Source organism: Zhengella sp., from assembly GCF_041397485.1.
In the GTDB taxonomy this organism is placed as follows: domain Bacteria; phylum Pseudomonadota; class Alphaproteobacteria; order Rhizobiales; family Rhizobiaceae; genus Zhengella.
In genome coordinates, this window is record NZ_JAWKWO010000004.1 from 483,418 (window position 1) to 510,000 (window position 26,583).

26 protein-coding genes and 1 riboswitch (1 of these 27 only partly in view) are annotated in these 26,583 nt (G+C 65.0%); of the genes, 3 read left to right on the forward strand and 23 right to left on the reverse strand.

Features of this window, described 5'->3' with window-relative positions:
• Positions 1-6: 6 nt before the first annotated feature.
• From R3D65_RS14765 to R3D65_RS14775, 3 genes are read right to left on the reverse strand one after another with little or no spacing between them, the layout of a single operon-like run.
• Entirely contained in the window at positions 7-462 is a 456-nt protein-coding gene (locus R3D65_RS14765) for an RpiB/LacA/LacB family sugar-phosphate isomerase (RefSeq protein ID WP_371276005.1), read from the reverse strand.
• 15 nt (positions 463-477) lie between these two features.
• On the reverse strand, positions 478-1,248 hold the full coding sequence (locus R3D65_RS14770) for a triose-phosphate isomerase (RefSeq protein ID WP_371276006.1): 771 nt from the start codon (positions 1,246-1,248) through the stop codon (positions 478-480).
• Positions 1,245-2,018, reverse strand: coding sequence for a DeoR/GlpR family DNA-binding transcription regulator (locus tag R3D65_RS14775; RefSeq protein WP_371276007.1), 774 nt, complete (start codon positions 2,016-2,018; stop codon positions 1,245-1,247). Before R3D65_RS14775 ends, R3D65_RS14770 begins: the two co-directional genes overlap by 4 nt.
• 190 nt (positions 2,019-2,208) lie before the next feature.
• Between R3D65_RS14775 and fsa the strand changes: the two genes are divergently transcribed.
• On the forward strand, positions 2,209-2,862 hold the full coding sequence (gene fsa / locus R3D65_RS14780; protein WP_371276008.1) for a fructose-6-phosphate aldolase: 654 nt from the start codon (positions 2,209-2,211) through the stop codon (positions 2,860-2,862).
• 49 nt (positions 2,863-2,911) lie between these two features.
• On the opposite strand, the gene R3D65_RS14785 is transcribed toward fsa, so the two are convergent.
• The 5 genes from R3D65_RS14785 to purU form a co-directional block, all read right to left on the reverse strand.
• Entirely contained in the window at positions 2,912-4,069 is a 1,158-nt protein-coding gene (locus tag R3D65_RS14785; RefSeq protein ID WP_371276009.1) for an iron-containing alcohol dehydrogenase, read from the reverse strand.
• A gap of 43 nt (positions 4,070-4,112) precedes the next feature.
• The gene (locus R3D65_RS14790; RefSeq protein ID WP_371276010.1) at positions 4,113-5,045 is read right to left on the reverse strand and encodes a sugar phosphate isomerase/epimerase family protein; all 933 of its coding nucleotides are present in this window, start codon (positions 5,043-5,045) and stop codon (positions 4,113-4,115) included.
• 15 nt (positions 5,046-5,060) lie between these two features.
• A complete protein-coding gene (locus R3D65_RS14795) occupies positions 5,061-6,578 on the reverse strand; it encodes a glycerol-3-phosphate dehydrogenase (RefSeq protein WP_371276011.1) in 1,518 nt (505 codons plus the stop codon).
• Between the two features lie 178 nt (positions 6,579-6,756).
• On the reverse strand, positions 6,757-7,236 hold the full coding sequence (locus tag R3D65_RS14800) for a 6,7-dimethyl-8-ribityllumazine synthase (protein ID WP_371276012.1): 480 nt from the start codon (positions 7,234-7,236) through the stop codon (positions 6,757-6,759).
• Between the two features lie 81 nt (positions 7,237-7,317).
• Positions 7,318-7,448: riboswitch (FMN riboswitch) on the reverse strand.
• A 55-nt stretch (positions 7,449-7,503) separates the two neighbouring features.
• A complete protein-coding gene (gene purU / locus R3D65_RS14805; RefSeq protein WP_371276013.1) occupies positions 7,504-8,352 on the reverse strand; it encodes a formyltetrahydrofolate deformylase in 849 nt (282 codons plus the stop codon).
• Between the two features lie 271 nt (positions 8,353-8,623).
• Here purU and R3D65_RS14810 point away from each other — a divergent pair, with 271 nt between their 5' ends.
• Entirely contained in the window at positions 8,624-10,300 is a 1,677-nt protein-coding gene (locus tag R3D65_RS14810) for a sulfatase-like hydrolase/transferase (RefSeq protein ID WP_371276053.1), read from the forward strand.
• Here R3D65_RS14810 and R3D65_RS14815 read toward each other — a convergent pair.
• From R3D65_RS14815 to R3D65_RS14875, 13 genes are all read right to left on the reverse strand, one after another.
• Entirely contained in the window at positions 10,297-11,694 is a 1,398-nt protein-coding gene (locus R3D65_RS14815) for an FAD-dependent oxidoreductase (RefSeq protein ID WP_371276014.1), read from the reverse strand. The genes R3D65_RS14810 and R3D65_RS14815 overlap by 4 nt on opposite strands.
• Before the next feature lies 1 nt (position 11,695).
• Positions 11,696-12,310, reverse strand: coding sequence for a cysteine hydrolase family protein (locus tag R3D65_RS14820; RefSeq protein WP_371276015.1), 615 nt, complete (start codon positions 12,308-12,310; stop codon positions 11,696-11,698).
• The gene (locus tag R3D65_RS14825) at positions 12,303-14,363 is read right to left on the reverse strand and encodes a hydantoinase/oxoprolinase family protein (RefSeq protein ID WP_371276016.1); all 2,061 of its coding nucleotides are present in this window, start codon (positions 14,361-14,363) and stop codon (positions 12,303-12,305) included. The genes R3D65_RS14820 and R3D65_RS14825 overlap by 8 nt, the downstream gene beginning before the upstream one ends.
• The gene (locus R3D65_RS14830; protein ID WP_371276017.1) at positions 14,360-16,054 is read right to left on the reverse strand and encodes a hydantoinase B/oxoprolinase family protein; all 1,695 of its coding nucleotides are present in this window, start codon (positions 16,052-16,054) and stop codon (positions 14,360-14,362) included. Before R3D65_RS14830 ends, R3D65_RS14825 begins: the two co-directional genes overlap by 4 nt.
• Complete coding sequence (locus R3D65_RS14835) at positions 16,051-16,920, reverse strand: oxaloacetate decarboxylase (RefSeq protein WP_371276054.1); 870 nt, start codon at positions 16,918-16,920, stop codon at positions 16,051-16,053. Before R3D65_RS14835 ends, R3D65_RS14830 begins: the two co-directional genes overlap by 4 nt.
• Before the next feature lie 2 nt (positions 16,921-16,922).
• Positions 16,923-17,426, reverse strand: coding sequence for a 3-isopropylmalate dehydratase (locus R3D65_RS14840; RefSeq protein WP_371276018.1), 504 nt, complete (start codon positions 17,424-17,426; stop codon positions 16,923-16,925).
• The gene (locus R3D65_RS14845; protein ID WP_371276019.1) at positions 17,423-18,700 is read right to left on the reverse strand and encodes a 3-isopropylmalate dehydratase large subunit; all 1,278 of its coding nucleotides are present in this window, start codon (positions 18,698-18,700) and stop codon (positions 17,423-17,425) included. Before R3D65_RS14845 ends, R3D65_RS14840 begins: the two co-directional genes overlap by 4 nt.
• Positions 18,697-19,401: an ABC transporter ATP-binding protein gene (locus R3D65_RS14850; RefSeq protein ID WP_371276020.1), complete on the reverse strand. Its 705-nt coding sequence runs from the start codon at positions 19,399-19,401 to the stop codon at positions 18,697-18,699. The genes R3D65_RS14845 and R3D65_RS14850 overlap by 4 nt, the downstream gene beginning before the upstream one ends.
• Positions 19,394-20,140, reverse strand: coding sequence for an ABC transporter ATP-binding protein (locus tag R3D65_RS14855; RefSeq protein WP_371276022.1), 747 nt, complete (start codon positions 20,138-20,140; stop codon positions 19,394-19,396). The genes R3D65_RS14850 and R3D65_RS14855 overlap by 8 nt, the downstream gene beginning before the upstream one ends.
• Complete coding sequence (locus R3D65_RS14860; RefSeq protein ID WP_371276024.1) at positions 20,133-21,107, reverse strand: branched-chain amino acid ABC transporter permease; 975 nt, start codon at positions 21,105-21,107, stop codon at positions 20,133-20,135. Before R3D65_RS14860 ends, R3D65_RS14855 begins: the two co-directional genes overlap by 8 nt.
• Positions 21,108-21,111: 4 nt before the next feature.
• Positions 21,112-21,984, reverse strand: coding sequence for a branched-chain amino acid ABC transporter permease (locus R3D65_RS14865; RefSeq protein WP_371276026.1), 873 nt, complete (start codon positions 21,982-21,984; stop codon positions 21,112-21,114).
• A gap of 72 nt (positions 21,985-22,056) precedes the next feature.
• Positions 22,057-23,289, reverse strand: coding sequence for an ABC transporter substrate-binding protein (locus tag R3D65_RS14870; protein WP_371276027.1), 1,233 nt, complete (start codon positions 23,287-23,289; stop codon positions 22,057-22,059).
• A 13-nt stretch (positions 23,290-23,302) separates the two neighbouring features.
• Entirely contained in the window at positions 23,303-24,193 is an 891-nt protein-coding gene (locus R3D65_RS14875; protein ID WP_371276028.1) for a GntR family transcriptional regulator, read from the reverse strand.
• Between the two features lie 77 nt (positions 24,194-24,270).
• On the opposite strand from R3D65_RS14875, the gene R3D65_RS14880 reads away from it, so the two are divergent.
• Positions 24,271-24,846 (forward strand): tautomerase family protein, encoded by a 576-nt coding sequence (locus R3D65_RS14880; RefSeq protein WP_371276029.1) that lies wholly within the window; start codon positions 24,271-24,273, stop codon positions 24,844-24,846.
• A gap of 21 nt (positions 24,847-24,867) precedes the next feature.
• Here the strand turns inward: R3D65_RS14880 and R3D65_RS14885 are convergent, their stop codons facing one another.
• Both R3D65_RS14885 and R3D65_RS14890 read right to left on the reverse strand, forming a co-directional pair.
• Positions 24,868-25,614, reverse strand: coding sequence for a hypothetical protein (locus tag R3D65_RS14885; RefSeq protein ID WP_371276030.1), 747 nt, complete (start codon positions 25,612-25,614; stop codon positions 24,868-24,870).
• Between the two features lie 416 nt (positions 25,615-26,030).
• Positions 26,031-26,583: the 3' portion of a hypothetical protein gene (locus R3D65_RS14890; RefSeq protein ID WP_371276031.1), read on the reverse strand. Its footprint extends 47 nt past the window's final position; only the last 553 of its 600 coding nucleotides appear in the window; its start codon lies beyond the right edge, outside the window — the gene reads right to left on this strand; its stop codon occupies positions 26,031-26,033.

The window sequence follows — 26,583 nt, forward strand, 5'->3', positions numbered from 1 at the left end:
GGCGCCTCAGCGCGCGTTGTATTTCGCGTCCACGTCATTGATCGCCTGGACATTGCCGGCAGAGCGGCCTTCCGGGTCGAAGGTCTCCTTCAGATAGGCATCGGCAATGGCCTTTGCCAGTTCCGCGCCGATCACCCGCGCACCCATGGTGATGATCTGCGCATTGTTCGACAGGGCAGCCCGTTCCGCCGAATAGGTATCGTGGCATTGCGCGGCGCGAATGCCGGGCACCTTGTTGGCCGACATGGCCACGCCGATGCCCGTGCCGCAGATCAGGATCGCCCGTTCATAGGTGCCGTCGAGGACGGCGCTGGCCACCCGGTCCGCCAGGTTGGCATAGAAGGCATCCGGCCCGTCTTCGGTGCGCGAAATCTCCTCCACCTCGTGCCTGTCCTTGAGATGATCGGCCAGCACCTTGGCCAGCCCCTCGCCCGCGCTGTCTCCGGCGACTGCAATCTTCATGGTCCTGTCTCCTTGTCAGATCGATTTGGCGCAACGCGCCAGGATGTCGAGATAGCCCTCGGCCTGCCAGGCCGAACGCCCGATGAAAAGCCCGTCCACGTGCGGGCATGAAATCAGTTCTGTGCAATTGCCCGGATTGACCGAGCCGCCATAGAGGCAGGGCACGCGCCGCCCGAGAACATCCTGCGCAACGGCGATGATCTCGCCCTGGCGGGCGTCGGCATAGTCGCTGGTGGCGGGAATGCCGTTGGCGCCGATCGCCCAGACCGGCTCATAGGCCAGCAACACGGGCGCCTGCTTCTGCGCCTCCGAAAGCCGGCTGAGCGCTCCGCGCACCTGCGCCTCGAGAACCGCGCGGGCGCGGCCCGCTTCCCGCTCGGCCAGCGTCTCGCCGATGCAGATGAGCGGGATCAGCCCGTGGCGCACCGCCGCCTCCACCTTCAGTCCCACCGTCTCGTCGCTCTCGCCGAAATGTTCGCGCCGTTCCGAATGGCCAAGCTCGACCATGTCGAGCCCGCAATCGGTGAGCATGACCGGGGAAATCTCGCCCGTCCAGGCGCCATCGTCGGCCCAATGCATGGTCTGCGCCCCCACCTTCACGGAAGTCGGGGCCAGGGCCCGCTTGACCTCGCGCACGGCGGTAAAGGGCGGAATGACGAAACGCTGGATGCGCGCGTCGCGCTCGCCGTCGGCGGCGGCCAGCGTATCGGCAAAGGCGAGTGCCTCGGCCAGGGTCTTGTTCATCTTCCAGCTCGTGCCGATCCAGAGCGGCGAAGTGTCGGTCATTCTGTGTCACCCATGGCGATTGTGAGGGAAAGTCCTGCGCGTTCCAGCGCGGCACGGGCGTCCGGCTCGGGCGCGTCATCGGTCATGATCGTATCGAACGCGGAAAGATCGGCCAGCAGATGCAGCGCGGTCCGCCCGAAACGACTGTGGTTGACCAGCAGGCAGCGCCGCTGGGCCCCATCCATCATGGCGCGCTTGGCGCGCACCACCGCCTCATCCATATGAAAGGCCTGAAGCCCGGAAACCGCCGGCGAGGAGATGAAGGCGATATCGGCCCGCATCCGTAACAGCGCCTCTTCGGTGACGATGCCGAGAAAGGCGTTGAACTTGGGCGAATAGACGCCGCCCGTGGCGATCAGCGTGATGCCGGCCTCGCCGCGCAGGCGGTCGATCACGGCGCCATTGTTGGAAATCACGGTCAGCGGCCGCTTCTCGGGCAACAGGCTGCCAAGCAATCCGGCCATCGACCCGTCATTGACCATGACGGTCATTCCCGGCTCGACGAGGTCGAGCGCTGCGCGCGCCATGCGCGTTTTCGCCGCCGCATCCTGGCGTTCGCGCACGCGGAAATCGCTTTCGAACCGGGTGCCCGCCTCGATGGTGGCGCCACCGCGCACCTTGCGCAGCAGGCCGGCCTGCTCCAGGTCGTCGAGATCGCGATGGATCGTCATGCGCGAGACGGCGAAGCGCTCGGCCAGCGCGTCGAGCTCCACCGCACGATCCTCGACCAGCAGATCCATGATCGCCTGTCTGCGCTCCTCACGCTTCACGGCCTGCCTCCTCGACCCTGACAATACCGGCCCTTCTACCGCATGATGCAACATTATCAAAACAATTTTTGTGATTTTGTGATTTTTAATTGCGAAATATCACATTCTGCCCTATCCATCCGCCGCGACACCGCAACCTGGCATGCGCCGCCATCCCCGTTTCGCGGCCGCCCAATGCAAGAGGAACGCCATGAAATTCTTCGTCGATACCGCCATCGTGGATGAAATCCGCGAACTCAACGATTACGGCCTGCTGGACGGCGTGACGACGAACCCGTCGCTGATCGCCAAGTCCGGCCGAGACTTCAAGGAGGTGATCGCCGAGATCGCGGCACTGGTGGAAGGGCCGGTTTCGGCGGAAGTCGCCGCCATGGATTTTGCCGGCATGGTGGCCGAGGGCGAGCATCTCGCGGCCATCGCCGGCAATATCGTCATCAAGCTGCCGCTGACGCTGGACGGGCTGAAGGCCTGCCGCCATTTCTCGCAGAAGGGCATCCGCACCAATGTCACGCTGTGCTTTTCGGCCAACCAGGCGCTGCTCGCGGCCAAGGCCGGCGCGACCTACATCTCGCCCTTCGTCGGCCGGCTGGATGACATCCATATCGACGGCATGGAGCTGATCCGCGAGATCCGCATGATCTACGACAACTACGGATTCAAGACCGAAATCCTCGCAGCCTCGATCCGCTCGGCCAACCATGTCAAGGATGCCGCGCTTGCCGGGGCGGACGTGGCGACCATCCCCGCCGCCGTCATCAAGGGCCTTGCCCGCCATGTCCTCACCGACAAGGGGCTGGACCAGTTCGCCAGGGACTGGGCGGCAACCGGACAGACGATCCTGTAATGTGAAAGGCGTCTGCGCACCGCTTGCCGCTGCGCAGACCGCCTCACGTTCAGCCGGCTGCCAGCATCACAGCGTCGAGGTCGGCTGCCGACAATGCGGCCGGATTGGCTTTCATCGACGAGGAACTCGCCGCCGCCGCCGCCGCGCTCGCCCGGACATCGGCATCCACGCCCATTTCCGACAGCGCCGGCAGGCCATTGTCGCGCGACCACTGCGCCAGTACGGAAGCCGCCGTTTCAAGCGACATGCCCTGTGGCAGGTCGAAGGCCTGTCCGATCCAGCCGGCCACCTCGTCGAACCGCGCGACGAGCGCCGGATCAGCCACCGCGCGGCGATTGGCCACCAGCACCGGCGGCAACAGCACCCCGCAGATCGCTCCGTGTGCGGCACCCGCCAGGCCGCCCAGCGGCCCGGCCAGGCCATGCACCGCGCCGAGCCCCGCATTGGCCAGTGCCAGCCCCCCGCACAGGCTCACCCAGGCCATTTCGTCGCGGGCGCGCTCATCTTCGCCTTCCATCAGCCGCTTGAGCGCAAGAAGCCCGCGCGGGATTGCATCGCGGCACAATGCGTCCGTCATCGCGTTGGCGCGCGTGCAAAGATAGGGCTCGATCACCTGCGTGATGGCGTCCAGACCCGACGCCAATGTCACGTCGCGCGGGCAATCGTCGGTCAGCGCCGGATCGACAATGGCAATGTCTGGCAGCATGCGCGGATCGCGCAGCGACACCTTGCGCCGGTGTTCCGGCACGCCGATTACCGCATTGCGCGTCACTTCCGCGCCGGTTCCCGCCGTGGTCGGCATGGCGATGAAGGGCAGCGGGTCGGTTTCCAGCGCCATGCCTTTGCCCACCACCTCAAGGTGATCCATCATCGGCCGCGGCGCCGGCACCAGCGCGGCGATTGCCTTGCCCGCATCGACCACCGCACCGCCGCCGAAGGCGACGACAACCTGCGCGCCGCTTTTGCGCGCCAGCGCCACGCCGGCTTCGATCATGCTGGTATCCGGCTCGCCCGCAACGGCAAACCCGGTCACACGGCAGCCCTCGGCCACAAGGCCATTGGCCAGGGCGGCGCTGCGCCGCGGGTTCGAACCATGCACCAGCAGCACGGACGTGCCGAAGGCCGCAATGCGTTGTGGCGCGGCCTGCGCCTGTCCACGACCGAACAGGATCTCGGTGGCGGTGCGAAAGGAAAAGCTGTTTGTCATGGCCTGCCCGGCGGGCGCCCCTCCCTGATTGGCGAATCGGCCGTCAGAGTTTCAGCCTTTCCGCGCCCGTGTCGATATGCGGCGCCCAGAAAGCCACACTTTCGGCGATCTGCGGAATGACCTCACGGTCGTTCGGCTCGCGCTCCTTGAAGCTGAGTTCGAGACAGATCTCATTATCCGCCGCGCCGCCCTCCGCCAGTGCCGCCAGAAGCGGTTCCGGCTGGATACGCCCGCGCGCGTTGAAGTCTGCCGTGAACGGACGGTGTCCGCCCTTGTCCATCAGGCTTTGCTTGATGTGGATGATCGGAGAAACCTTCGGCACCGCCCGCGCCCAGGCATAGGGATCATAGTCGTCGGGATTGGCGGAGGTCACGTCGCCATGGTCGATATCGGCCATCATCCACATCGGCACGGCCATGTTCGCCGCCGTCAGCCGGTCCTGAAGTGCGAGGCAGGCTTCGATCGTCTCGCCGAATTCCCGGCCCACGCTCATCGGCTCCCAGAACACGTAGGACAGGCCAGCGGCCTTCGCATGGTCCGCCACCTCCGCCCAGCACTCGATGGCAATGCGGATCAGGTCCTCGCGCCGCTGCGGATCGTCGTAGTCCCGATAGGTGAAGATGGCGAATTGCGTGCCCACCGTCACGCCGCCGAGGTCGCCGATGATGTCGGCAAAGGTCTTGAACCAGTCGACGTAGTAGCGCCGCACCTCTGCATCCGGATGGCCGAAATGGTTGAGCCGGCCATAGGGGCCGGTCATGCCGCTGGTGATCCGCACACCGGTGCGCTGGCAGGCAGCCTCCATCTGCCGGGTCAGGCGGCGGATGGTTGACGCCGGCCAGGACGGATTGATGAATTCATGCGTCAGTTGCAGGTCACGCAGGCGGATGTCGCGCGCCACGGTTTCGATCAGGTCGTCCGGATCGGCGAAGCGGTTGACCAGCGGGTTGGTGTTGAGCGACAGCGTCAGGCCCATGATGCTCCGGCTCCTTCAGGCGGCGTCGGAAAAGCGCTGGCTTTCAAACCATTCGGCGAAGGCCGCCTTCTCCGCATCGCTCAGGTGAAGATAATGCTTGGTGCGCCGTTCGAGAATGTCCCCCGGCGTCTGCGCCCATTCCTTTTCCACCAGATAGCGCACTTCCGCTTCGTGCAGCAGCCCGCCGAAATGCCGGCCGAGGTCGTCGAGCGAGCATGCATTCTTGACGATGGCTTTCGTCCGCGTTCCATAGACGCGCCCATAATGTTCGCGCAGGCTGCGCGGCATCCAGGCATAGGTCTGGCGAAGACCGTCGAGAAACGTCTCGAAATCGGCGTTCGCCATGTCGCCGCCGGGCAACGGCGCATGTTCGGTCCAGTCGCCGCCCATCTGCGGAAAAACCGGTTTCAGCTTGCCCATCCCGCGTTCGGCCAGTTCCCGGAACGTGGTGATCTTTCCGCCGAAAATGTTGAGCAGCGGCGCGCCGCCCGTCTCGTCGAGATCGAAGACATAGTCGCGCGTGACCGCCGACGGATTGCCCTGGCCGTCATCGAACAGGGGACGCACGCCGGAAAAGGCATGGATCACGTCATCGCGCGTCAGCTTCTCCTTGAAATAGCGGTTCACCGCCGCGATCAGGTAGTCGATCTCGTTCTCGTCCGCCGTCACGTCTTCCGGCCGCCCGTCATAGGCGATATCCGTCGTGCCGATCAGCGCCTTGTCGCCCTCGTAAGGATTGATGAAGATCACCCGCTTGTCGGTGTTCTGGACGAGATAGGCATTCGAGCCCTTCCAGAACTTCGGCACGATGATGTGGCTGCCCTTGACGAGCCGCACATTGCGCCGGGAATTCGCGCCGGCCACGCGCCCGATGACATCCATCACCCAAGGGCCGGCGGCATTGACGATGCAGCGGGCCCGGAAGTGCCGGGTCTCGCCGGTTGCTTCGCTGCGGGTCGTCACGCTCCACGCGCCATCCTCGCGGCGCACCGTCACGGCCGCGGTGCGTGTCAGCACGGTTGCGCCGCGCTCGGCCGCATCCACGGCATTGAGCACCACGAGCCGGGCGTCATCGACCCAGCAATCGGAATATTCGAACCCCTTGGTGAACTGGTCGAGCAGCGGCGCCCCTTCCGGGTCGCGGCGCAGATCGAGCGTGCGCGTGCCCGGCAGCTTCTTGCGCCCGCCCAGATGATCGTAGAGGAACAGGCCGAGCCGGACCAGCCACGCCGGACGGTCCTGCGGGCTGTGCGGCAGCACGAAGCGCATCGGCCAGATGATATGCGGCGCGGCGTTCAGAAGCACTTCCCGCTCGATCAGCGCCTCGCGCACCAGCCGGAACTCGTAATATTCCAGGTAGCGCAGCCCGCCGTGAACCAGCTTGCCCGACCGCGATGACGTGCCCTGGGCAAGATCGTCCTTCTCGCACAGCACGACGGACAAGCCACGCCCGGCGGCATCACGCGCGATGCCCGCGCCGTTGATCCCGCCGCCGATCACGAAAAGATCGACTGTCTCCGCCTGTGTCGACATGCCATGCTCCTCCTTGCCGTCCTGCCGGGCCGACAGGCTTTATACACCAGCACGCTTTCGCCTAGTGATTTTTTTTGCGCATATTGAAATTTTTTTCAATCCATGCGGAAGACATTCCTGCCGCCACCCCGGATCGGGGGCGGCGGCACGCGTGAAGAGCGGGAAGGACTGGCTCCGGTCAGGCGCTTTGCTGCATCGCTTCGCCGGCCATCCGCGCATCGAGGTCCAGCACCTGGCGAACGGCTTCGGCGGCCTCCTCGCCCTTGGTCACGAAATGCTCGCGGTAGAAGGCGGTCAGCGTATCGACCGGCTGGTAGTTATGCGGCGTCAGCGACACGGAAAAGACCGGCACATCGGTGTCCATCTGGGCGCGCATCAGGCCGTCGACCACGGCGCCGGCCACGAAGTCGTGCCGGTAGATGCCGCCATCCACGACAAAGGCAGCGGCGACGACCGCATCATAGCGGCCGGTACCGGCCAGCTTGCGCGCCAGCAGCGGCATCTCGAAGGCGCCGGGAACATCGAACGTGTCAATCGTGGCGCCGGGCATCAGGCGCGCGGCAGCCTGCCTGAAGCCTTCATGCGCACGGTCGACGATGTCGGCATGCCAGCGGGCCTTGATGAAGGCGATGCGGGGAGAGGTGGAAATGTGTGACATTGCGGAACCCTTGCCTTTGGCGTTGCATCAGGTCCCAGAGCATGACCATGGACCGGCCGGCCGTTGAAATGGCCTGCCATCCGCGGTTCTCTTCCATCCGGACTGTCACCGTCGGCCCCGGAATTTCACCGGATCTGCTGACCTTCCGTCACCGGAAGCGCTCGCGGGCTGTCACCGCCGGTGGGGAATTTCACCCCGCCCTGAGAACGCCCGATTTGGTAGCCGAGCCCGCGCGTCCGGTCAATCGCCGCATGTTGACGGTCCGTTTCAGCCGAACACCACCGTACGGTGCCCGTTCAGCATCACGCGATGCTCCAGATGCAGCTTGACGGCCCGCGCCAGCACCCGGCTTTCGATGTCGCGCCCCACCGCCACGAAGTCCTCGGCGCTCATGGCGTGGTTCACCCGCTCCGTCTCCTGCTCGATGATCGGCCCCTCGTCGAGATCGGGCGTCACGAAATGCGCCGTCGCCCCGATCAGCTTCACCCCGCGCAAATGCGCCTGGTGATAGGGCCGCGCGCCCTTGAAGGAGGGCAGGAAGGAATGGTGGATGTTGATCACGCGGCCATAGAGCCGTTTCGCCAGCGTGTCGGACAGCACCTGCATGTAGCGCGCCAGCACCACGAGATCGGCACCCGTGTCACGCACCAGCCCCAGCAGCTTGCCCTCCTGCTCGTCCTTGTTGGCCTTTGTCACAGGCCAGCAATGATAGGGAATGCCCGAGGCCTCCGCCGTCGCCCGGCTGGCTTCATGGTTTGAAACGATGGCCACGACCTCGGCATCGAGCCAGCCGACGCGGATCTGGTAAAGCAGGTGCAGCATGGCATGGTCGAACTTCGACACCATGATGATGACCCTGGGCTTGCGCGTCGCATCGGCCACCGACAGGCGCATGTCGAACCGGTCGGAAACCGGGCGGAGCACCCGCTCGATGGCTTCGCGGTCATGGGTCTTCGGCGCATCCATGGCGATGCGCAGGAAAAAACGGTTGGATTCGCGGTCCCAGAACTGGTTGCTCTCGGCGATATTGGCGCCGATGCCGGCAAGTTCCGTGGTTACCGCGGCCACGATACCGGGCTTGTCGTCACAACTCAGCGTCAGGATATGGGTCTGCATCGGTTCGTCTAGTCCGCATTGGCTTTCAGCCCACGCATTCAGGCATGGGCCAGGATTGCCGGCCAAGCCGGCTGCGTTTGAAAATTCGGGCAAAGCCTGGGCCGGAAAAAGCCAGGCAGCATAGTGTCCGGCCTTCAGCTAGCATGGCGGCCCGTCTGCCGCCACTGCCAATGCGGCCTTGGCGCGCGCGGCGTTTCTCCTTGATTTTAACCTCTTGTGGCGTGCAGACAGGACAAGGAGCATGAACGGGAAGCCCGGGGGACGAAACCAGATGCGCAAGGCGAAGAACATCCTTTTCATCATGTTCGACCAACTGCGCTGGGATTACCTCTCATGCTACGGCCACCCGCATCTGCACACGCCGAATATCGACCGGCTGGCCGCGCGCGGCATGCGCTTCAACCGTGCCTTCATCCAGTCGCCGCTCTGCGGTCCGTCGCGCATGTCCACCTATACCGGGCGCTATGTGAACAGCCACGGCGCGGCCTGGAACAATGCGCCGCTGAAGGTCGGCGAGCGCACCATGGGCGATTATCTGCGCGACGCGGGCATGGATTGCTGGCTCGTCGGCAAGACCCACATGGCTGCCGATGCTGAAGGCATGCGCCGCCTGGGCCTGGCACCCGACAGCGTGATCGGCGCGCGGGTGGCCGAATGCGGCTTCGATGTCTTCGAGCGCGACGACGGCATGCGCCCGCAGGGGCCTGACGGCTTCTACGACGAGGGCGGCGCGCTGAAATACAATGAATACCTTCGCGCCCGCGGCTATGACAGCGACAACCCCTGGCACGACTTCGCCAATTCGGGCATCGATGACGAGGGCAACGTGCTCTCCGGCTGGTTCCTGAAGAATGCCGACGAACCCGCCAACATCGCCGGGGAGGACAGCGAAACGCCCTATCTCACGCGGCGCGGCATGGCGTTCATGGAGGCGCAGGGTGACAGGCCCTGGTGCTGCCACCTCTCCTACATCAAGCCGCACTGGCCCTATATCGTGCCGGCGCCCTATCACGCCATGTACGGACCGGAGCTTTTCCTCCCGCCGGTGCGCAGCCAGGCGGAGTTCGACAACGCCCATCCGGTCTTCAAGGGCTTCATGAACGCACCCGTCGGCCGCGCCTTTGCCCGCGATGACGTGCGAGAGAAGGTGCTGCGCGCCTATATGGGCCTCATCAAGCAGTGCGACGACCAGATGGGCGTGCTCTTCGACTGGCTGGAAAAGACCGGGCGCATGAAAGACACGATGATCGTCGTGACCTCCGACCATGGCGACTTCCTCGGCGATCACTGGCTGGGCGAAAAGACCTTCTTTCACGATGCCTCGGTGAAGGTGCCGCTGATCGTTTACGACCCCTCGCCTGAGGCGGACGCCACGCGCGGCATGGTCTGCGATCAGCTTGTCGAGTGCATCGATCTCGTACCGACCTTCCTGGAAGTCGCCGGCGGCGATCCTTCCGCCGTCGATCACATTCTTGAGGGCCGCTCGCTGGTCCCGCTTCTCCATGGCCGGCAGGAAGGCCCGTTGCGCGACCATGTGATCTGCGAATTCGATTATTCGACAACGCCGCTGGCCGACCGGCTGGAACTCGGCGCGACCGAGGCCCGCATGGTCATGGTCGCTGACCGCCAGTGGAAGATGATCCATTTCGAGGGCGGCTTCCGCCCCATGCTGTTCGATCTGGAAAACGACCCGGATGAACTGGTCGACCTTGGCGAAAGCGCGCAACACCGCCCGGTCATCGACCGGTTGTACGACGCACTTTTTGCCTGGGCGCGCCGGCCATCCCAGCGCACCACGGTACCCAATTCGAAAGTGCTGGCAACCCGCAAGAAGCCGGGCGGCAAGGGCGTGATGATCGGCGTCGTCGACGAGGCGGATGCAGACCCCGCCCAGACCATCCACTATGTCGGACGCAAGGCGCCCGACAAGCGCCGGCTCGACGATTAGGCCGAACGCGCCGCCGAAGCCCCGGCCAGCCAGCCGAAACCGATGGCGGTGAGCAACCCGTTGCCCGACAGGTAGCCGGAGACATCCGGCCCGGAAACGCCGCAGGCCGCGCCGCCACCGGCAAACAGGTTGGCAAAGGCCGATCCGCCGGCCCTGAGCACCCGGGCTTCATCGTCGATGACCAGCCCGCCTTGCGTATGGAACAGTGCGCCGGTCACCTTCACCGCGAAAAAGGGCGGCTCCAGAGCCGGTTTGCCCATGAAGTCGCGACCGAAGGCATCCGTGCCTTCGCCGGCCTGCAATGCCGCGACCGTCGTCAATGTTTCGGCGAGACCGGCTTCCGGCAATCCCGTCGCCGCGGCAAGGTCCGCAACGCTGGCCCCCTGCCGGATCGCGCCGGCCGCCACGGCATCGCGATAGTCCGGAAAGGACAGCGCGAAATCGTGGATACGCCGGTCATAGATGTTCCAGGCAAGACCGTCCGGCTGGCCCAGCACATGCACCGCCTGTTCCGAATAGCCGCCATGCTCGTTGGAAAAGCGCTGGCCCTCGCGGTTCACCTGGACGCCGCCCTCCATCATCAGCGCCCACGTGATGAGGATGCCATGCGGATGGGCCAGCGACCCGTGCCCCTGGTAGCCCGACAGATGGTCGGCCAGCGCGCCCAGTTCTTCGCCCCACAGGACCGCATCGCCCGTATTGCCGGCATGGCCGTAATAGAGGCCGGAGGCGATTTCCGGGATGTGCCGCGCCACGAGGTCGCGATTGCCGCCATAGCCGTTGCAGGCCAGCACCAGCGCGCCGCAGCCGATCACCTCGCGCGCGCCATCGGGTCGCGCGATCCCGACCGCGGCGATCCGGTCGCCGTCCATGTAGAGCTGTTCGGCGCGCGCATCGGTCACGACCGGGATCTCCGCCGTTTCCGCGGCCGCCAGCAGACGCGCCTCCAGCGCCGCGCCGGTCTTTTCGGGCACGGCATGCATGCGATGGCGCGAATGGCCGGGATAGAGAAAATCGTCGAGCACGATCCATTCGATTCCGGCATGGTCGCTGAGCCATTCCAGCGCCGGACCGATGCTGACCGACGCCAGCCGCGCCAGGTCCGCGCGCGATGAGCCCTTGGACTTGGCCATGATGTCGGCGAGAAACAGGTCGGGCGTATCGTCCGCGATCCCGGCGGCGCGCTGGAACCGCGTGGCCGGTGCCGGCACGAAGCCTGATGACATCGACGTGGATCCGCTGGGCGAGGAATCGCGTTCCAGAACCAGCACATCCGCACCCGCCGCGCGTGCCCGCAATGCCGCCGTCAGGCCACAGGCGCCCGCGCCGATGATGACCACCTGCGCCTCCCCATCCACGCGATCCGGCTTGGCCGGAATGACACGGCCGGCCATCTCACGCGCCCCGCAACATGGCTTCCGCCTCGCCGCAGGTCATCGGCGTGGCGATGGTCGACAGGTCGGCAATCGCCGTGTCATGCACGCTCTGGCGAAACGCCGCGCAGCCGTCGGTAAGCAGGATCGTGCGGAAATCGCGCACATGCGCATCGCGCAGCGTCGAGGCCACCCCGCCATTGGTGACGATACCGCAGATCATCAGCGTCTCGATACCTGCCTTGCGCAGCACGAACTCCATCCGCGTCATGTAAAAGGCCGAATAGGCAACCTTTTCCACCGTCAGGTCCGCCGGTTGCAGCGCATCGACCAATTGGTGCCCCCAGGCGCCGGGCGCGAAATCGCCTTTGCGCAGAAAGGGTCGCAAGGCTTTCAGATGCGGCGAGATGAACGGCTCGCCACCCTTGCCGGGCACCAGCGTGAACTGCGTCGAGATGACCCAGCCACCGGCCGCCCTGAGCGCGTCCGCCACCGGCTTCACCCGCGCAGGCAGGGCCGCAATCGCGCCGCTGGACTGCCCGCCACGCGCATAGGCGCCGTCCGGGTGCAGGAAGTCGTTTTGCAGGTCGACGATGAGAAGGCCCGTGCGGGCCGGGTCGAGCGGAGCATCAGCCATGGCCGGCCTCCATGCGCCGGATCACCAGGTTGCCGAACCGGTCGACTTCGGCCGCCAGCCCCGGATCGACGAAGATGGTCGTATCGGCCTGCTCCATGAGGGCCGGTCCGGCGATGCGCTCGCCCACCGCCAGGTCGAGGCGCTCATAGACGCCCGCCTCATGTGCCGCGCCGTCGCACCAGACTGTCCGCGTGCCGGTGCGGCAGGCATCAGCCGGCTTGCCGCCGGACGGTGCGAAGACGGCCATGTCGAGACCGGGCCTGCGGCCGATCACCGCGACGCGGTAATTCATCACCCGCATGGGAATGCCGTCGAGAAGGCGGCCATAGGCTGCCCGGTAGGCCCTCTCGAAGGCGGTGCGGATGGCATCGCCGGTCAGGCCCGCCCCGGCGCCATCCAGCGTCACGGAGACCGTGTGCGTCTGGCCGAGGTAGAGCATGTCCAGTTCATACACGGTGCCGATGGCGGCGAAGGCAATGCCGGAAGCCTCCAGCACGGAGCGGATCGCGCCGGCCTCCGTCTCCATCTCGCCGCCCAGCGTGCCCGCGTCGATCTGGTCGAGCAGGCGGTTGACGGTCTGCACCCGGTCATGGCGCATGTCCGCCACCACGCAGCCCAGCGCCGAGGTGACGCCGGGAAAGCGCGGTACCAGCGCCGAGCCGAGTCCCACTTCCTTGATAAGCGCACCGGTATGCAAAGCGCCGCCGCCACCGAACGGCATGGCCGCGAAGCGGGCGGGATCGTGCCCTTTCTCGATGGACACGAGCCGGATTGCACCCGCCATTTTCGCGTTCGCAAGTTTCAGGATCGCTTCCGCTGCGTCTTCGATGGAAAGGCCCAGAGGCTCCGCCACCACGCGGGCAATCGCCGCGCGCGCGGCCTCCACGTCGAGGCGGTCCAGCTTGCCGCCGATCGGCCGCGCGGCGTTGATGCGGCCGAGCACCAGGTTGGCATCTGTCACCGTCGGCCGGTCATTGCCAAGGCCGTAGCAGACCGGCCCCGGATCGGAACCGGCCGATTCCGGCCCCACCTGCAGAAGCCCGCTCTTGTCCACAGAGGCGATGGACCCGCCACCCGCGCCGATGGTGGTGATCTCGATCATGGGCGTGCGAACCACCATGCCGAAATCGATGGCCGTCTGCGCCGCCAGCGCCGCTTCGCCGCCCGCCACAAGCGACACATCGAACGACGTGCCGCCCATGTCGCAGGTGATGATGTTGTCGAAGCCGGCGGCGCTCGCGATGGCCGTCGCCGCGATCACGCCCGCTGCCGGGCCGGAAAGCGCGGTGCGGACGGGATAGCGCTTGGCCGTGTCCACCGACATGACGCCGCCGTTTGATTGCACGATCAGAACGTCGCCGCCGAAGCCGCGGTCGCGCAAGCCGGTTTCCAGCCGGTCGAGATAGGACGACACGACCGGTTGCAGATAGGCGTTCAGCGTGGCCGTCGACAGCCGCTCGAACTCGCGGATTTCGGGAAGGATCTCGGTCGCCGCCGTCACATGGGCGTTCGGCCAGACCGAGCGGACGGCTTCCACCGCAACGCGCTCGTTGGCGTCATTGGCATAGCCGTTGATGAAGAACACGCAGGCCGCCTCGCAGCCGGCATCGCGCAGCGCCATCGCCTGCGCCTTGACCGCTTCCGGGTCGACGGCGAGCCGCACCGTGCCATCGGCCAGCACACGCTCGTCCACCTCCACCCGGTCGGGCCGCTCCACCACCGGCTCGAAGGCACCTTTCAGCCCCCATGTGGTCGGCCGGTCGCGGCGGCGCATCTCCAGCACGTCGCGAAAGCCCGTCGTGGTGATGATGCCCGTGCGCGCGCCCTTGCGTTCCAGCAACGCATTCGTGCCCACCGTCGTGCCATGCACCACGGTGCCGATGGCGCCGAAATCCGCCACCAGCCCGCCAATGCCCTCGACGAAGCCTTTCGACTGGTCGCCCCGCGTCGAGGGCACCTTGCCGGTCCTGACCGTGCCCGACGCCTCGTCGAGCACGAAAATATCGGTGAACGTGCCGCCCACATCCACGCCGATGACGATACGCCCGCTCATTCGCCGGCCTCCCCTTTGCCGGCCGAATAGCCGTAATCGCGCGCGGCCGCATCCGCGCTCACATAGCCAAGCCGGATGTCCCGCGCGATGGCCCCCGATGGCCGCTTGGCCGGATCGCCATGCCCGCCGCCGCCTGGCGTTTCGAGGCGCACGGTCTGGCCCTGCTTCAGCTTGATGCCGATCATCTTGGACACCATGGGCGGCTGATGCGTCCCGTCATCCTGCTCGAAGGTGAACCGGTTGGCCGCCGCGTCGCCGCCGCCCGCCACACCACGCGGCGCGAACTTGCCCCGCTCGCCGAACAGGAACACGTCGGCGCTCTTTTCCAGCAGTTCGATCTCGTAGATCGCGCCCAGTCCGCCGCGATGCGTGCCCGCGCCGCCGGAATCGGGCCTGAGCGCCCATTGCGTGAAGCAGACCGGATAGGCCGCCTCCAGGATTTCCAGCGGCGGAATGGTCGCCGTCGAAATCGGCGCATTGCCATGGTTCAGCCCGTCGCCATGCCCGTGCGCGCCATGCCCGCCGCCGAAGAAGGAGAACATCACCCAGCGCTGGCCGTTGGCCCGGTGACCGGCCAGCGACAGCGCGTTGATCGTGCCATAGGCGCAGGCCATGGCCTCGTCCGGCGCGATCTGCGCCACCGCCTGGAAGACGACGTCGATCAGTCGAAGGATCGTCTCGGTATAGCCGCCGACAGGCTTCGGCGCCTTCACCGACAGGAGCGAATCCTCCGGGATCAGGAAGTCGACCGGCTCCAAGACGCCGGCATTGGCCGGCACGTCGCCGAAGACATGCTTCAGCGCCACGTAGCAGGCCGCGATCGTGGTGGAACGCGAGATGTTGACCGGCCCGGCACAGGCCGGCGAGGAGCGCGAGAAATCGAGCACCATGCGCTCGCCCTCGATGCGCATGTCGAGCGCGATCTTCAGCGGCGCGTCCACGATGCCGTCATTGTCGAGGAAATCCTCCGCCGACACCGTGCCGTCCGGCAGGGCTGCGATCTGCGCGCGCATCATCTGGGCAGCGCGGTCCTTCAGTTCGCCGAGGCAATCGGAAACGGTTGCATCGCCATAATCGTCGATCAGCGCGTGAAGGCGCTTTTCGCCGAGGTCCAGTGCGTTGATCTGGCCGTTGAGATCGCCATAGAGCGAAAGCGGCAGGCGCGAATTGGCCGACAGGATGTCGACGATGTCCTGCCGCCACGCACCCCGGTCATAGAGCTTGACCGGCGGGATCAGCATGCCCTCCTGGAAACTCTCGGTCGCCACCGGGTTGTAGTTGCCGGGCACATTGCCGCCGACATCGTGCCAGTGCCCGACGGAGGCGAGGAAGCAGAAAACCTTGCCATCCCGGAAAACCGGCTTGACCAGCCGGAAATCGGAAAGATGCGTGCCGCCGTCATAGGGATCGTTGAAGATCCAGACATCGCCCTCGTGAATGCCACCGGTCTTCGCCGCCTTGTCGATCACCGCCTTGACCGCGAAGGCCATCACGCCGACGAAGATCGGCAGGCCGGACTTGCCCTGCACCAGCGTCTCGCCGGTCGCCGCGTCGTAAATGCCATGCGAGGCGTCATGCGCTTCCGCGATGATCGGGTTGAAGGCGGAGCGGAACAGGGTCGCGTCCATCTCGTCGGCGATCTGTTCCAGCCTGCCCTTGAGGATCGCCAGCGTTACGGCGTCAATGCTCATTGCCCCTTGTCTCCGTCATAGCGCTTGCCGTGTTCAAGCATGGCCGGCGTGCCGATCACCCCGTTCAGGCCGGCGAAATCGAACATCCGGTCACGAAAGCCCTTGTTCGAGCCGGTTTGCAGAAGGTTCGCGTAGTAGTCGCGCGCCGTGGCCGCGATGGCGCGCACGATGCCGCCTGGAAAAATGACGAAGGAGAACCCGGCCTCTTCCAGTTCGCCCGCATCCAGTGAAGGCGTCTTGCCGCCCTCCACCATGTTGGCCATCAGCGGCACCCGTCCGGCAAACCGCGTCACGATCTGCCCGATCTGCTCCATCGTTTGCGGCGCTTCGACGAACAGCATGTCCGCGCCGGCTTCCAGGTAGGCCTCGGCCCGCTCCAGCGCCGCCTCGAACCCTTCGACGGCTATGGCGTCGGTCCGCCCGATGATCAGCGTGGCGTCATCGGCGCGCGCGTCGCAGGCCGCGCGGATCTTGCCCGCCATCTCGGATGCGCTCACCAGCGACTTGCCGTCCAGATGGCCGCAGCGCTTGGGCATCGTCTGGTCTTCGAGCTGGATGGCGTTCGCGCCCATGCGCTCGAACACCCGCACCGTGCGCTGCACGTTGAGTGCATTGCCGAAGCCGTTGTCGCCATCCACCACGATGGGCAGCGCGATGCGGTCGCGCAGCACCGCGATCGTGTCGGCCACCTCGCTCATCGAGACAAGGCCGATATCGGGCCGGCCGAACCGCGTATAGGCGATGGATGCGCCCGACAGGTAGACCGCTTCCGCGCCGGCCTGCTCCGCGATCAGCCCCGACAGCGCGTCATAGACGCCCGGCGCCACAAGGATGCGGGATTCGGCGAGCCGGTGTTTCAGGCTCATGGTCATGACCGGTGGTCCTCCCTCTCGGCCGCAAAACGCTTCTTGAGATGCGGCACCAGCCCGCCATCGGCGAGCAATGTCTTCAGATTGTCCGGCAGCGGATCGAGACGCACCGTGCGCCCCTGGCCGGGCAGGCGCAAAAGCCCTGCCTCCACGTCCAGTTCGGCCGTCTCGCCGTCGCCAACGCCGGAAAGGTCCGGCGCCGTCAGCACCGGCAGGCCCAGGTTGATCGCATTGCGGTAGAAAATGCCCGCGAAGGAGCGTGCCACCACGCCCGCCACGCCCAGATGCCGCAGGGCCTCCGCCGCCTGTTCACGCGACGAGCCCATGCCGAAATTGCGTCCCGCGACGACCACGTCGCCGCGTTGGACGGAAGCCGCGAATTCAGGGCGAATGCCTTCCAGGCAGTGCGCCGCCAGTTCCCCGATGCCGCCCCGCATGTATTGGCCTGGCGCAAGCTGGTCGGTATCGATGTCGTCGCCGAAAAGGAAGATGCGGCCGGTCATGCGCCTGCCTCCGCCAGCATGGTGCGCGGATCGGTGATGCGCCCGGCCACGGCCGACGCCGCCACCGTATAGGGCGAGGCCAGCCAGACCTTGGACGAGGCCGCGCCCATGCGTCCCTTGAAATTGCGCGCCGTGGAGGAAATGCAGGTCACGTCCTCGCCCAGCCGGTGTTCGCCATAGCCGGCGCATATGCCGCATGCATTGGGCAGGATGCGCGCCCCGGCCTCCTCCAGAACGGCCATGATGCCCTGCGCCGCCGCCTTGTCCTGGTCGGCCCTGGAGGCCGGTGCGACCAGCAGTTCGACGCCGGCAGCGGCCTTTCGCCCTTTCAGGATGGCCGCGGCCGCGGTCAGGTCTTCCAGCTTCGCGCCCGTACAGGCACCGATATAGGCCACGTCCACCGCCACATTGCCCGCCTCGTCCACCGGCGCGGAATTGGCTGGCGAATGCGGCGCGGCGGCCTGTGGTTGAAGGGCGGACGCATCGAAAACGTGCCGCGCCATCAGCGGCGCATCCGCATCCGTGGAAAGTCCCTGCCAGTCGCCGGCATCCCCGCCCATGGCGGCAAGCCATGCCGCCGTCGTTTCGTCCGGCGCGATGAGACCGGCCTGCGCGCCCAGTTCGGCGGCCATGTTGGACAAGGTCATGCGCGCCTGCATCGAAAGCGCCCGCACCGCCTCGCCTGTATATTCAATGGCCTGGTACTGACCGCCATCCATGCCGAGGCGCGCGCAGGCCGCCAGCATCATGTCCTTGGCCGTCACACCTGCGCCAAGCCTGCCCCGCCATTCGATCAGGATCGTTTCCGGCACCTTGATCCAGATTTCGCCGGTGGCCAGAACGCCCGCCATTTCCGTCGCGCCAATGCCGAACATGTAGGCGCCGAAGGCCCCGCCGGTGGGTGAATGGCTGTCGCCGCCGACAACGAACATGCCGGGCTTCAGGTGGCCCTTTTCCGGCAGCACGACATGGCAGATGCCCTCGCCATCATGGAAGGCGACGCCGCGCTCCTTCGCCCATTGCCGCGTCAGCGCCAGGATGCGCGCGCCCTCGTCGGTCTCGCCAGGCACGAAATGGTCCGAGATGAGCACGACCCTGTCCTTGTCGAACAGGCCGGCCCCGAGTTCCTTCAGGATCGGTTCGACGCGACGCGGCCCGCCGGAATCGTGGATCATCGCCAGATCCACATTTGCCGTCACCACATCGCCCGGCGTCACGCTGGCGCGGCCGCAAGCCCGCGCGATGATCTTCTGTGCAAGTGTCGCCGCCATCATGCCAGCCCCAGATAGGCCCGTTGCAGGTCCGGGTCGTCCATCAGGTCCGACGGTTTTCCCGAAAGCCTGATCTGGCCGTTTTCCATCACGAAGGCCCGGTCGGCGATTTCCATGGATTGCAGCACGTTCTGCTCCACCAGCAATATGGTCAGGCCGTCCGCCTTCAGCTTTCCGATCAGGTCGAACATCTCCTCCACCAGCAGGGGCGACAGGCCGATCGACGGTTCGTCGAGGATCAGCAGTTCCGGCTCCGCCATCATGCCGCGCCCGATGGCCAGCATCTGCTGCTCGCCGCCCGACAACGTGCCGGCCTTCTGGCCGAACCGCTCCTTGAGCCGCGGGAAGACGTCGACGACATGGTCCATGTTGCGCACCCGGTTGGCCTTCGCGCGGCGATAGGCCCCCAGTTCCAGGTTTTCCCGCACCGTCAGGTTGGGGAACACATGGCGTCCCTCCGGCACGTGAATGAGGCCGAGATCGACGATCCGCCCGGCACCAAGACCGGCAATGTTCCGGCCGTTGAAGGCGACGCTTCCCGACCAGGCGGGCACGAGTCCGGACAATACGCCGGCGAAGGTCGTCTTGCCGACGCCGTTGGAGCCGAGCAGCGCCACGATCTCGCCCCTTGCAATGTCGAGATCGACGCCGCGCAACACTTCCACCGCGCCATAGCCGGCGCGAAGCGCCTTGACCTCAAGCATTGGCCACCTGCCTTCCCGCGATGCGCTGCGCCATGCCCTTGCCCAGATAGGCCTCGATCACACGCTCGTCCTTGACGACATCGGCCGGCACGCCCTCGGCGATCACCTCGCCCTGGTTCAGCACCCAGGTATATTCCGACAGGCTCATCACCGCCTGCATCACGTGTTCGATCATGAAGATGGTGACACCGGAGTCGCAGATGTCGCGGATGACCGGGATCACGTCGCGGATCTCGGACGGATTGAGCCCGGCCAGCACCTCGTCGAAGAGGATGAGCTTGGGATCGGTGGCCAGCGCGCGTGCCACTTCCAGCCGCTTGCGCCCGGCAACTGTCAGCGATGCCGCGTCGATGTCGAGCCGGTCGCCGAGGCCCACCCGCCGCGCCACCACGTCCGCATGGGCCAGGGCGTCGCGCCGCGAGGCCCTGTGCAGGTGTGCGCCCACCGCGATGTTCTCGCGCACGGTCTGGCCGGCGAAGGGTTGCACGATCTGGAAGGTGCGCACCATGCCCGACCGCGCGATCGCTTCCGGCGCCTCGCCGGTGATGTCGCGCCCGAGGAAGGCGACATGCCCGGAATCGGGCTTCAGGAAGCCGGTGATCTGCGCGAACAGCGTTGTCTTGCCGGACCCGTTCGGCCCGATCAGCGATGTGATCTTGCCTTGCGGAACGGTGAGCGAGACATCGCGCGATGCCTGCAACCCGCCGAAGGACTTGCAGATGCTCTTGACCTCAAGCATGGCCGGCCTCCCCCGGCTTCGGCCCGCGCCGCGCGAACAGCCGGTTGCCCAGTCCGGCCAGACCGCGCGGCAGGAACATGACCATCACGACCAGCAGGGCGCCATAGAGCACGAGGCTGATGCCCGGCACCTCGCCAATCAGTTCGCGCGTCAGTTCCGAGACCGCATGCAGCGCCGCGGCGCCAAGCAGCGGGCCGAACAGCGTGCCCATGCCGCCGATGATCGGCACCAGCAGGCTTTCGACGGAAATGGCGGGCCCATAGGCGATATAGGGATCGAGATAGAGGAAATATTGCGCATAGAAGACGCCGGCAAGCCCGCTGAACAGGCCTGACAGCATGATCGCGCCCATCTTGGTGCGAAACGCATTGACGCCGAGCGCGCGCGCCGCTTCCTCGTTGTCGCGCACCGCGGCCAGCGATGCCCCGAAACGCGAATGCCCGATCCACCAGACCGCCAGGAAAGCGGCCAGCGTGAAGGCCCAGATCAGGAAGAAATACCCCGTCTTCGTCTCGAACTGGAGATTTGCGGCCCCCGGCGCCAGCGGGATCAGGATGCCGACGCCGGCGCCCGTGAAGTCCACGGAATTGGACAGGATGCGCAAGACCTCGGCGAAGGCCAGCGTCACCAGCGCGAAATAGGAGCCGCGCAAGCCATAGCGGAACGTGGCAAGGCCGATGAAGGCTGCCACGCCCACAGCCAGCACGGCGCCAGACACCAGCCCGATCCATGGATTGATGCCAAGCTGCACCTGGAGCACCGCAACCGTATAGGCGCCGGTGCCGAAATAGGCCGCATGGCCAAAGGAAAACTGCCCGCCATAGCCGCCCAGGATGTTCCACGCCTGCCCAAGCAGGGCGGCATAGAGCACCATGATGACCAGGTTCAGGTTGAACTCGGAACTGATGGCGAACGGGGCCAGCGCGATGACGGCGAAGACGGCGAGAAGGAGAACAAGCTGACGCATCGGCCTACACCTTGTGTCCAAGAAGGCCCTGCGGCCGGAACATCAGCACCAGGATGAAGATGATGAAAATCCCGATCTGGCCGAGGCTTTCACCGAGAAAAAGCCCGCCCAGCGCCTCCACGACGCCGATGATCAGGCCACCCAGGAACGCCCCCACGAACGACCCCATGCCGCCCAGTACCACGATGGTGAAGGCGATCAGCACGAACCCGTGCCCCACCTGCGGCGTGACATAGTAGCTGGGCAGCAGCAGGCAGGCGGCAATGCCGAGGCAGGCGATGCCCAGACCGAAACTCATCGCGAACACGTGTTCGGTGTCGATGCCGACCAGTTGCGCGCCCTTGCGCTCCTTGGCCAGCGCCCGGATCGCCCGGCCCAGATCGGTGCGCGCCATGAGCAGCCACAGGATCGCCGCCGTGACCACCGCGCCGAAGAAGGCGATCACCTTGGGCAGCGGCAGGAAGGCGCCCAGGAATTCCACCGTCTCGAAGGAATAGGGCGTGTCGATGATGCGGGTATCGGAGCGGAAGATGAACAGCGCCAGGTTCTCGATGACGATGGAAAGGCCCAGCGTGACCAGCAGGATATTCTCGTCGCGCCCGTGGCTGGAGCGCCCGATGATGCCGCGCTGAAGCGCATAGCCGAGCGCGAACATGGCCGGCGGCACGATCAGAAGCGCCAGATAGGGGTCGATGCCGAGGCGGGAATTGAGAAACCAGACGGCATAGAGCCCGACCATGAGCAGGGCGCCATGGGCGAAATTGATGATGTGCAGCACGCCGTAGATCAGCGTCAGCCCCAGCGCGATCAGCGCGTAAAGCGCCCCGGTCGTCAGCCCGTTGAGGACCGACGGAATGATGATGGCGAGATCCGGCATGGTTCCGTCCGGTTTGGATGACCTGCCCGGACCGGGCGCGCGAGATGGCGCCCGGTCCGAGGTCGGGTAATATTACAGCGACATCGGGAAGATCGGCTTGGCCGATGCGAACTGCTCCGGATAGATCACCTCGATGGCGCCGCCCTGCACCTGCGTATTGACCGGCTGCGCCCCTTCGTTCTGGCCGTTGACCATCTTGGTCGGGCCATAGGGCATGCCATGGTTTGCGAAGGTCGACGCGGCCATGGCGGCGTTCACCGCATCCTTGTCGGTCGTTCCCGCCCGCTCGATGGCATCGGCCAGGAACGCCACCGCGTTATAGGCCAGGAAGACTTCGTAGGTGTAGATCAGCCCCTTGTCCTCGGCGGCCTTCTTGCGGGCCAGCGCCAGATCCGAGGTCGGATCGTACCAATGGTTGCAGTCCATGATCTGCTCGGCGGCTTCCGGGAACTCGGCCACGAATTTCGGGCTCGATGCCGCACCGCCGAGCACCGAATAGATGCCCTTGGCCTCGACCTTCTGCTGGCGCATGGTTCGGGCCAGCAGCACGTATTCATTGTAGTAGTTGGCAGGAATGATCAGGTCCGGCTTCTTGGACTTGATCTGCAGCACGATATTGGTGAAGTCGCGCGTCGGGTTGGCATGCTTGATGACATCGATCACCTCGATGCCCTTTTCCGGCAGCGCCTTCGACAACAATTCCGCCGTGCCCGTGCCGAACAGCGATTCCTCGTGGATGATCATCGCGGACTTGGCCGGCGAGGACGAGGCCTGGTTGATCTTGTCGAGATTGTCGACGGCGAATTGCGCGATCTTGCCGTAGCCGGGCGCGAAGCGGAACGTGTTGGCAAGGCCGCGATTGACGATCTGGTCCGACACGCCGACATCGACGACATGCGGCGTGTTGGTCTTGGCGGCTTCCTGCGAGGTGGCCAGCGAAATGGCCGAGGAATAGCCCGCGACGAAGCCGTGAACACCGCCCTCCACCATCTTGGTGACTTCGGCAGCGCCCAGTTCCGGCTTGCCCTGGCTGTCGCCCAGCATGGCTTCCAGCTTGGCCCCGCCCAGCGACTTGATGCCACCTGCGGCATTGATGTCGGCAATTGCCATCAGCGCGCCTTCGCGGCACTGCGTGCCGGAAAAGGCGATGAATCCGGTCACCGGGTGGATAAGCCCGATCTTGACCGTTTGCTCCTGCGCCCTGAGCACGGCCGGAAAACCGGTAATGCCTGTACCGAGCACCGCGGCGCCCGCTGCAAGAAACTGGCGGCGATCCACGCCCTTCTTCATTGACTGTCCGGTCATCTGAACCTCCTGTCTAACCGTTCTTCTGCCGTTTCCCCGAATGTTCCCGTTTTTCCTGTGCTCCGTTGGGGGCCGGAGACGATAGGGTGGTCGTCCAGCGCGCGCCGTCCTTCTCGCGCACGCGCTTCATCGACAATTCGTAGCGATAGAGATCGGGCCGGTAGAGCACGCGGATATATTCCACGGCCCGTCCGCCGGCATCGCGGACGATGCGGCGCACCTCGATCAGCGCCGCGCCCGGGTTGATGTCGAGGGCGCTGGCGACATAATCGTCAGCCAGTGTCGCCGAAATGGTCTGCCGCGCCGAAGCGACATTCACGCCCGCCCGTTCCAGCAGATGCAGCAGCGGCGTGGTTTCCAGGTCTTCCCGCTCATAGTGGCGGCCTATATCCGCCGGCACATAGGTGACGAGATAGGACATCGGCTCGCCGTCGAGGATGCGAAGGCGCTCGGCGCGCTGAACCTGCGTTCCCGTCTCAAGGTCCAGCGCGGCGGCGATCTCGCCGTTCGACGGCACGTAGGAGAGGTCGAGCACGCGCGCCTCGGTGGACATGCCCATGCGCGAGATGTTTTCCAGCCAGCCCTCGATGGAAGCCGTCACCGCCTGGGCCGGCGGGTGCGGGACCACCCGGGTGCCCCTGCCCCGCTCGCGGACCACCAGCCCGGCATCCGCCAGTTCGTTCAGCGCCCGCTTCGCGGTAATCCGCGAGACACCGAACTCGCCGCAAAGCTCCTGCTCTCCGGGAACCGGATCGCCCGGCCCGAGCATGCCGCTGTAGATGCGGTTCTTCAGCGTGAGGAAAATCTGGTGATAGAGCGGAACGCGGCCCTGCATGTCGATCCTGGCCGCGCTGCCGCGCCCCTGACCGCCCCCTGCGCCACTTTCCAGCTCCTGATGATCCATGCTGCTCCCCAACGATTGCGATTAATGGTATGTCATTATACCATTATGTCAACATTCCCGCCGAAGGAGAAACGACCGTGCCCGTTATTCGCACCACCCTGATCGAGGGCTATGACGATGAAACGAAACGCCGGCTTGGCGAGCGCCTCACCGACGCCGTGTGCGCCACGATCGCCGCACCGCTGGACGGCATCACGGTGATACTGGAAGAGGTGAAGCCCTCGGGCTACATGCGCGGCCGCCAGGCCCGGGTGCCCGGTGCACCGACGCCCTCCGGCGCGGACCTGGTGCGCGACTACCTGGCGGCCATGGAAGCACGCGACCTGGAGCGGGCGGCGGCGTTTCTGGCCGAGGGGTTTTCAATGGTCTTTCCGGGCGGGCACCGCTTCCGCACCCTGCCCGAACTGGTGGAGTGGGGACGCACGCGCTACCGTTTCGTGCGCAAGACCTATCAGGCGTTTGACGAGGCCTTCAGCGCCGACGGCATGATTGTCTACTGCTTCGGGACGCTGGCCGGGGAATGGCCGGACGGTACACCATTTGACGGCATCCGCTTCATTGACCGCTTTACCGTGGCCGCAGGGAAACTGACGGACCAGAAGGTCTGGAATGACCTTGCGGAGGCGCGGACGGCAGGACAGGCACGCGGCTGACGATCCGTCCGCCGGCGGTTTTCACCTGACATAGGCCAGGAGCAGGCGCTCCAGCCGGTCCGCCTGCTCGGCGGACGGGAATGTCGAGGGCTGATCCAGCTTGGAGGCAAGGATATCGTAGTCCAGCGTGCGGATCAGTTCCCGGAAGCTTGAAAACGGCAGGCGGCGGTAGCCGAGCGACAGGTGGGCACGGATGTAGTCGTGCATCACCTCGGCCATGATATCCAGATGCGGGTGGAAGTCGGAAGGCGAAATCGGCGCGTTGAGCTGATAGATTTTGCGCAGGAGATTGCTCGGTACGCTCAGGTGTGAACTGTAGACGACATTCTTGGTAAACCGGCAGAACTCTTCCGGTGTCCGGGCCGCCAGGTTCAGCCGCTCCCTGTAGACCTCCACGGCCGACTGGCAAAGAAACTGGTACAGCTTCAGCTGGTAGCGCGGAAAGCTGTCGAAGATCCGGTGAAACGTCGATTTCGAATAGCCGGCCGTCTCATAGATTTCCTTGACGGAAACGCGGCGCCCCATCGCGCCCGCATAAATCCTGATTCCGGCCCGCAGAAAGGTTTCAAAGCGGAAATCGATGCTGCTGCGCCCCATGACACGATCGATCTCGCCGATCCAGAGTCTGGTGATCGCATCGGTTTCACTGAGATGTTCGCAAACATCGAACCATTCGCCGCCGGCGATCTTGTCCTGCAAATCCAACACGCGAAAAACCCTGTACCGATACAAACGCACTGAACGCGCTTTATGCACGACCTGGGGCACCGGAGCCACCCCGGCACCCCTGGATCGGCAAAATGTGGAACCTTTGCCCGAAAAAACGGCCAAGCCCCTGTTGGACAAGCACATATTCTGGGACGCCGCCCCCGGCTGCCTCACGAAATGGAATTCCGGGCTGTGGACTTCGGCAACCGGGAGAGGTGGTCGGATGCCCTGACCTGACCGGCGCTACCGTGCGTCGATCCGCCTTATGGACATCCTGTCGACGGGAAGGCCGGACCGGTTGCCAGGGCGGTACAATCCGATCTTAAGATAGGGGCGCCCCAGCAGTTTTTGCGCGTGCCATTTCAATTAAGGTGTATTGCCCAGTGATAACAGTATTGATTGCTACAGAAGCAGGCACCGACAATCCGAAATTTGGATCGGGCGAGTTAGCGCCACTTTCGCTAGAATTATTATCGTCAGGCTTCATTTCCTCCTAATTGCGTCGCTGCTTTGCCGATCCCTACGAACACCGAAAAGAGAACCATGCTGGACATCCATGCTACAACAGCACCAATAACTGGAAACGACGGCCAGAATAGTATCGACGCAAATCCAGGCCAACGCGGATCATAATTTGCAGGAACGTGAATAAAGGCTATCCATACAAAGGCGCTTGAAACGGAAGAAATGCATGCTACAGAAAGGAAAGTCGCTTGAGAAACCCTCCTACATTTCCGAGGCGCGACGACGGTAATCCAATAGCCACGAATAAATACTGCAATAGTTAGAGGTGCGGTCACAATAATACCTCCCACCGTGGCGGCAAAAGTCAAATAGGAGGGAACATCATGATTCCAGAGGAAAGTCGCTCGATCATTCAAAGCTGGAAAATAGATGAGCACTTTGCTTGCGGAGACTCCAACAAATGAAAGAAGGGAAGCCAGATATGCGCACGCGATCATGAAAAATAGCGTAATGACTGAAAAGCGATCGTTAAAGCGCCGGTATTCCTCGGTTTCATCAGCGGGT

Excerpts from the sequence above, each read along its gene's own strand:
- R3D65_RS14765 (WP_371276005.1), bottom strand. The coding sequence starts at position 462 with ATGAAGATTGCAGTCGCCGGAGACAGCGCGGGCGAGGGGCTGGCCAAG.
- R3D65_RS14770 (WP_371276006.1), bottom strand. The coding sequence starts at position 1,248 with ATGACCGACACTTCGCCGCTCTGGATCGGCACGAGCTGGAAGATGAAC.
- fsa (WP_371276008.1), top strand. The coding sequence starts at position 2,209 with ATGAAATTCTTCGTCGATACCGCCATCGTGGATGAAATCCGCGAACTC.
- R3D65_RS14785 (WP_371276009.1), bottom strand. The coding sequence starts at position 4,069 with ATGACAAACAGCTTTTCCTTTCGCACCGCCACCGAGATCCTGTTCGGT.
- R3D65_RS14790 (WP_371276010.1), bottom strand. The coding sequence starts at position 5,045 with ATGGGCCTGACGCTGTCGCTCAACACCAACCCGCTGGTCAACCGCTTC.
- R3D65_RS14795 (WP_371276011.1), bottom strand. The coding sequence starts at position 6,578 with ATGTCGACACAGGCGGAGACAGTCGATCTTTTCGTGATCGGCGGCGGG.
- R3D65_RS14800 (WP_371276012.1), bottom strand. The coding sequence starts at position 7,236 with ATGTCACACATTTCCACCTCTCCCCGCATCGCCTTCATCAAGGCCCGC.
- purU (WP_371276013.1), bottom strand. The coding sequence starts at position 8,352 with ATGCAGACCCATATCCTGACGCTGAGTTGTGACGACAAGCCCGGTATC.
- R3D65_RS14810 (WP_371276053.1), top strand. The coding sequence starts at position 8,624 with ATGCGCAAGGCGAAGAACATCCTTTTCATCATGTTCGACCAACTGCGC.
- R3D65_RS14815 (WP_371276014.1), bottom strand. The coding sequence starts at position 11,694 with ATGGCCGGCCGTGTCATTCCGGCCAAGCCGGATCGCGTGGATGGGGAG.
- R3D65_RS14820 (WP_371276015.1), bottom strand. The coding sequence starts at position 12,310 with ATGGCTGATGCTCCGCTCGACCCGGCCCGCACGGGCCTTCTCATCGTC.
- R3D65_RS14825 (WP_371276016.1), bottom strand. The coding sequence starts at position 14,363 with ATGAGCGGGCGTATCGTCATCGGCGTGGATGTGGGCGGCACGTTCACC.
- R3D65_RS14830 (WP_371276017.1), bottom strand. The coding sequence starts at position 16,054 with ATGAGCATTGACGCCGTAACGCTGGCGATCCTCAAGGGCAGGCTGGAA.
- R3D65_RS14835 (WP_371276054.1), bottom strand. The coding sequence starts at position 16,920 with ATGAGCCTGAAACACCGGCTCGCCGAATCCCGCATCCTTGTGGCGCCG.
- R3D65_RS14840 (WP_371276018.1), bottom strand. The coding sequence starts at position 17,426 with ATGACCGGCCGCATCTTCCTTTTCGGCGACGACATCGATACCGACCAG.
- R3D65_RS14845 (WP_371276019.1), bottom strand. The coding sequence starts at position 18,700 with ATGATGGCGGCGACACTTGCACAGAAGATCATCGCGCGGGCTTGCGGC.
- R3D65_RS14850 (WP_371276020.1), bottom strand. The coding sequence starts at position 19,401 with ATGCTTGAGGTCAAGGCGCTTCGCGCCGGCTATGGCGCGGTGGAAGTG.
- R3D65_RS14855 (WP_371276022.1), bottom strand. The coding sequence starts at position 20,140 with ATGCTTGAGGTCAAGAGCATCTGCAAGTCCTTCGGCGGGTTGCAGGCA.
- R3D65_RS14860 (WP_371276024.1), bottom strand. The coding sequence starts at position 21,107 with ATGCGTCAGCTTGTTCTCCTTCTCGCCGTCTTCGCCGTCATCGCGCTG.
- R3D65_RS14865 (WP_371276026.1), bottom strand. The coding sequence starts at position 21,984 with ATGCCGGATCTCGCCATCATCATTCCGTCGGTCCTCAACGGGCTGACG.
- R3D65_RS14870 (WP_371276027.1), bottom strand. The coding sequence starts at position 23,289 with ATGACCGGACAGTCAATGAAGAAGGGCGTGGATCGCCGCCAGTTTCTT.
- R3D65_RS14875 (WP_371276028.1), bottom strand. The coding sequence starts at position 24,193 with ATGGATCATCAGGAGCTGGAAAGTGGCGCAGGGGGCGGTCAGGGGCGC.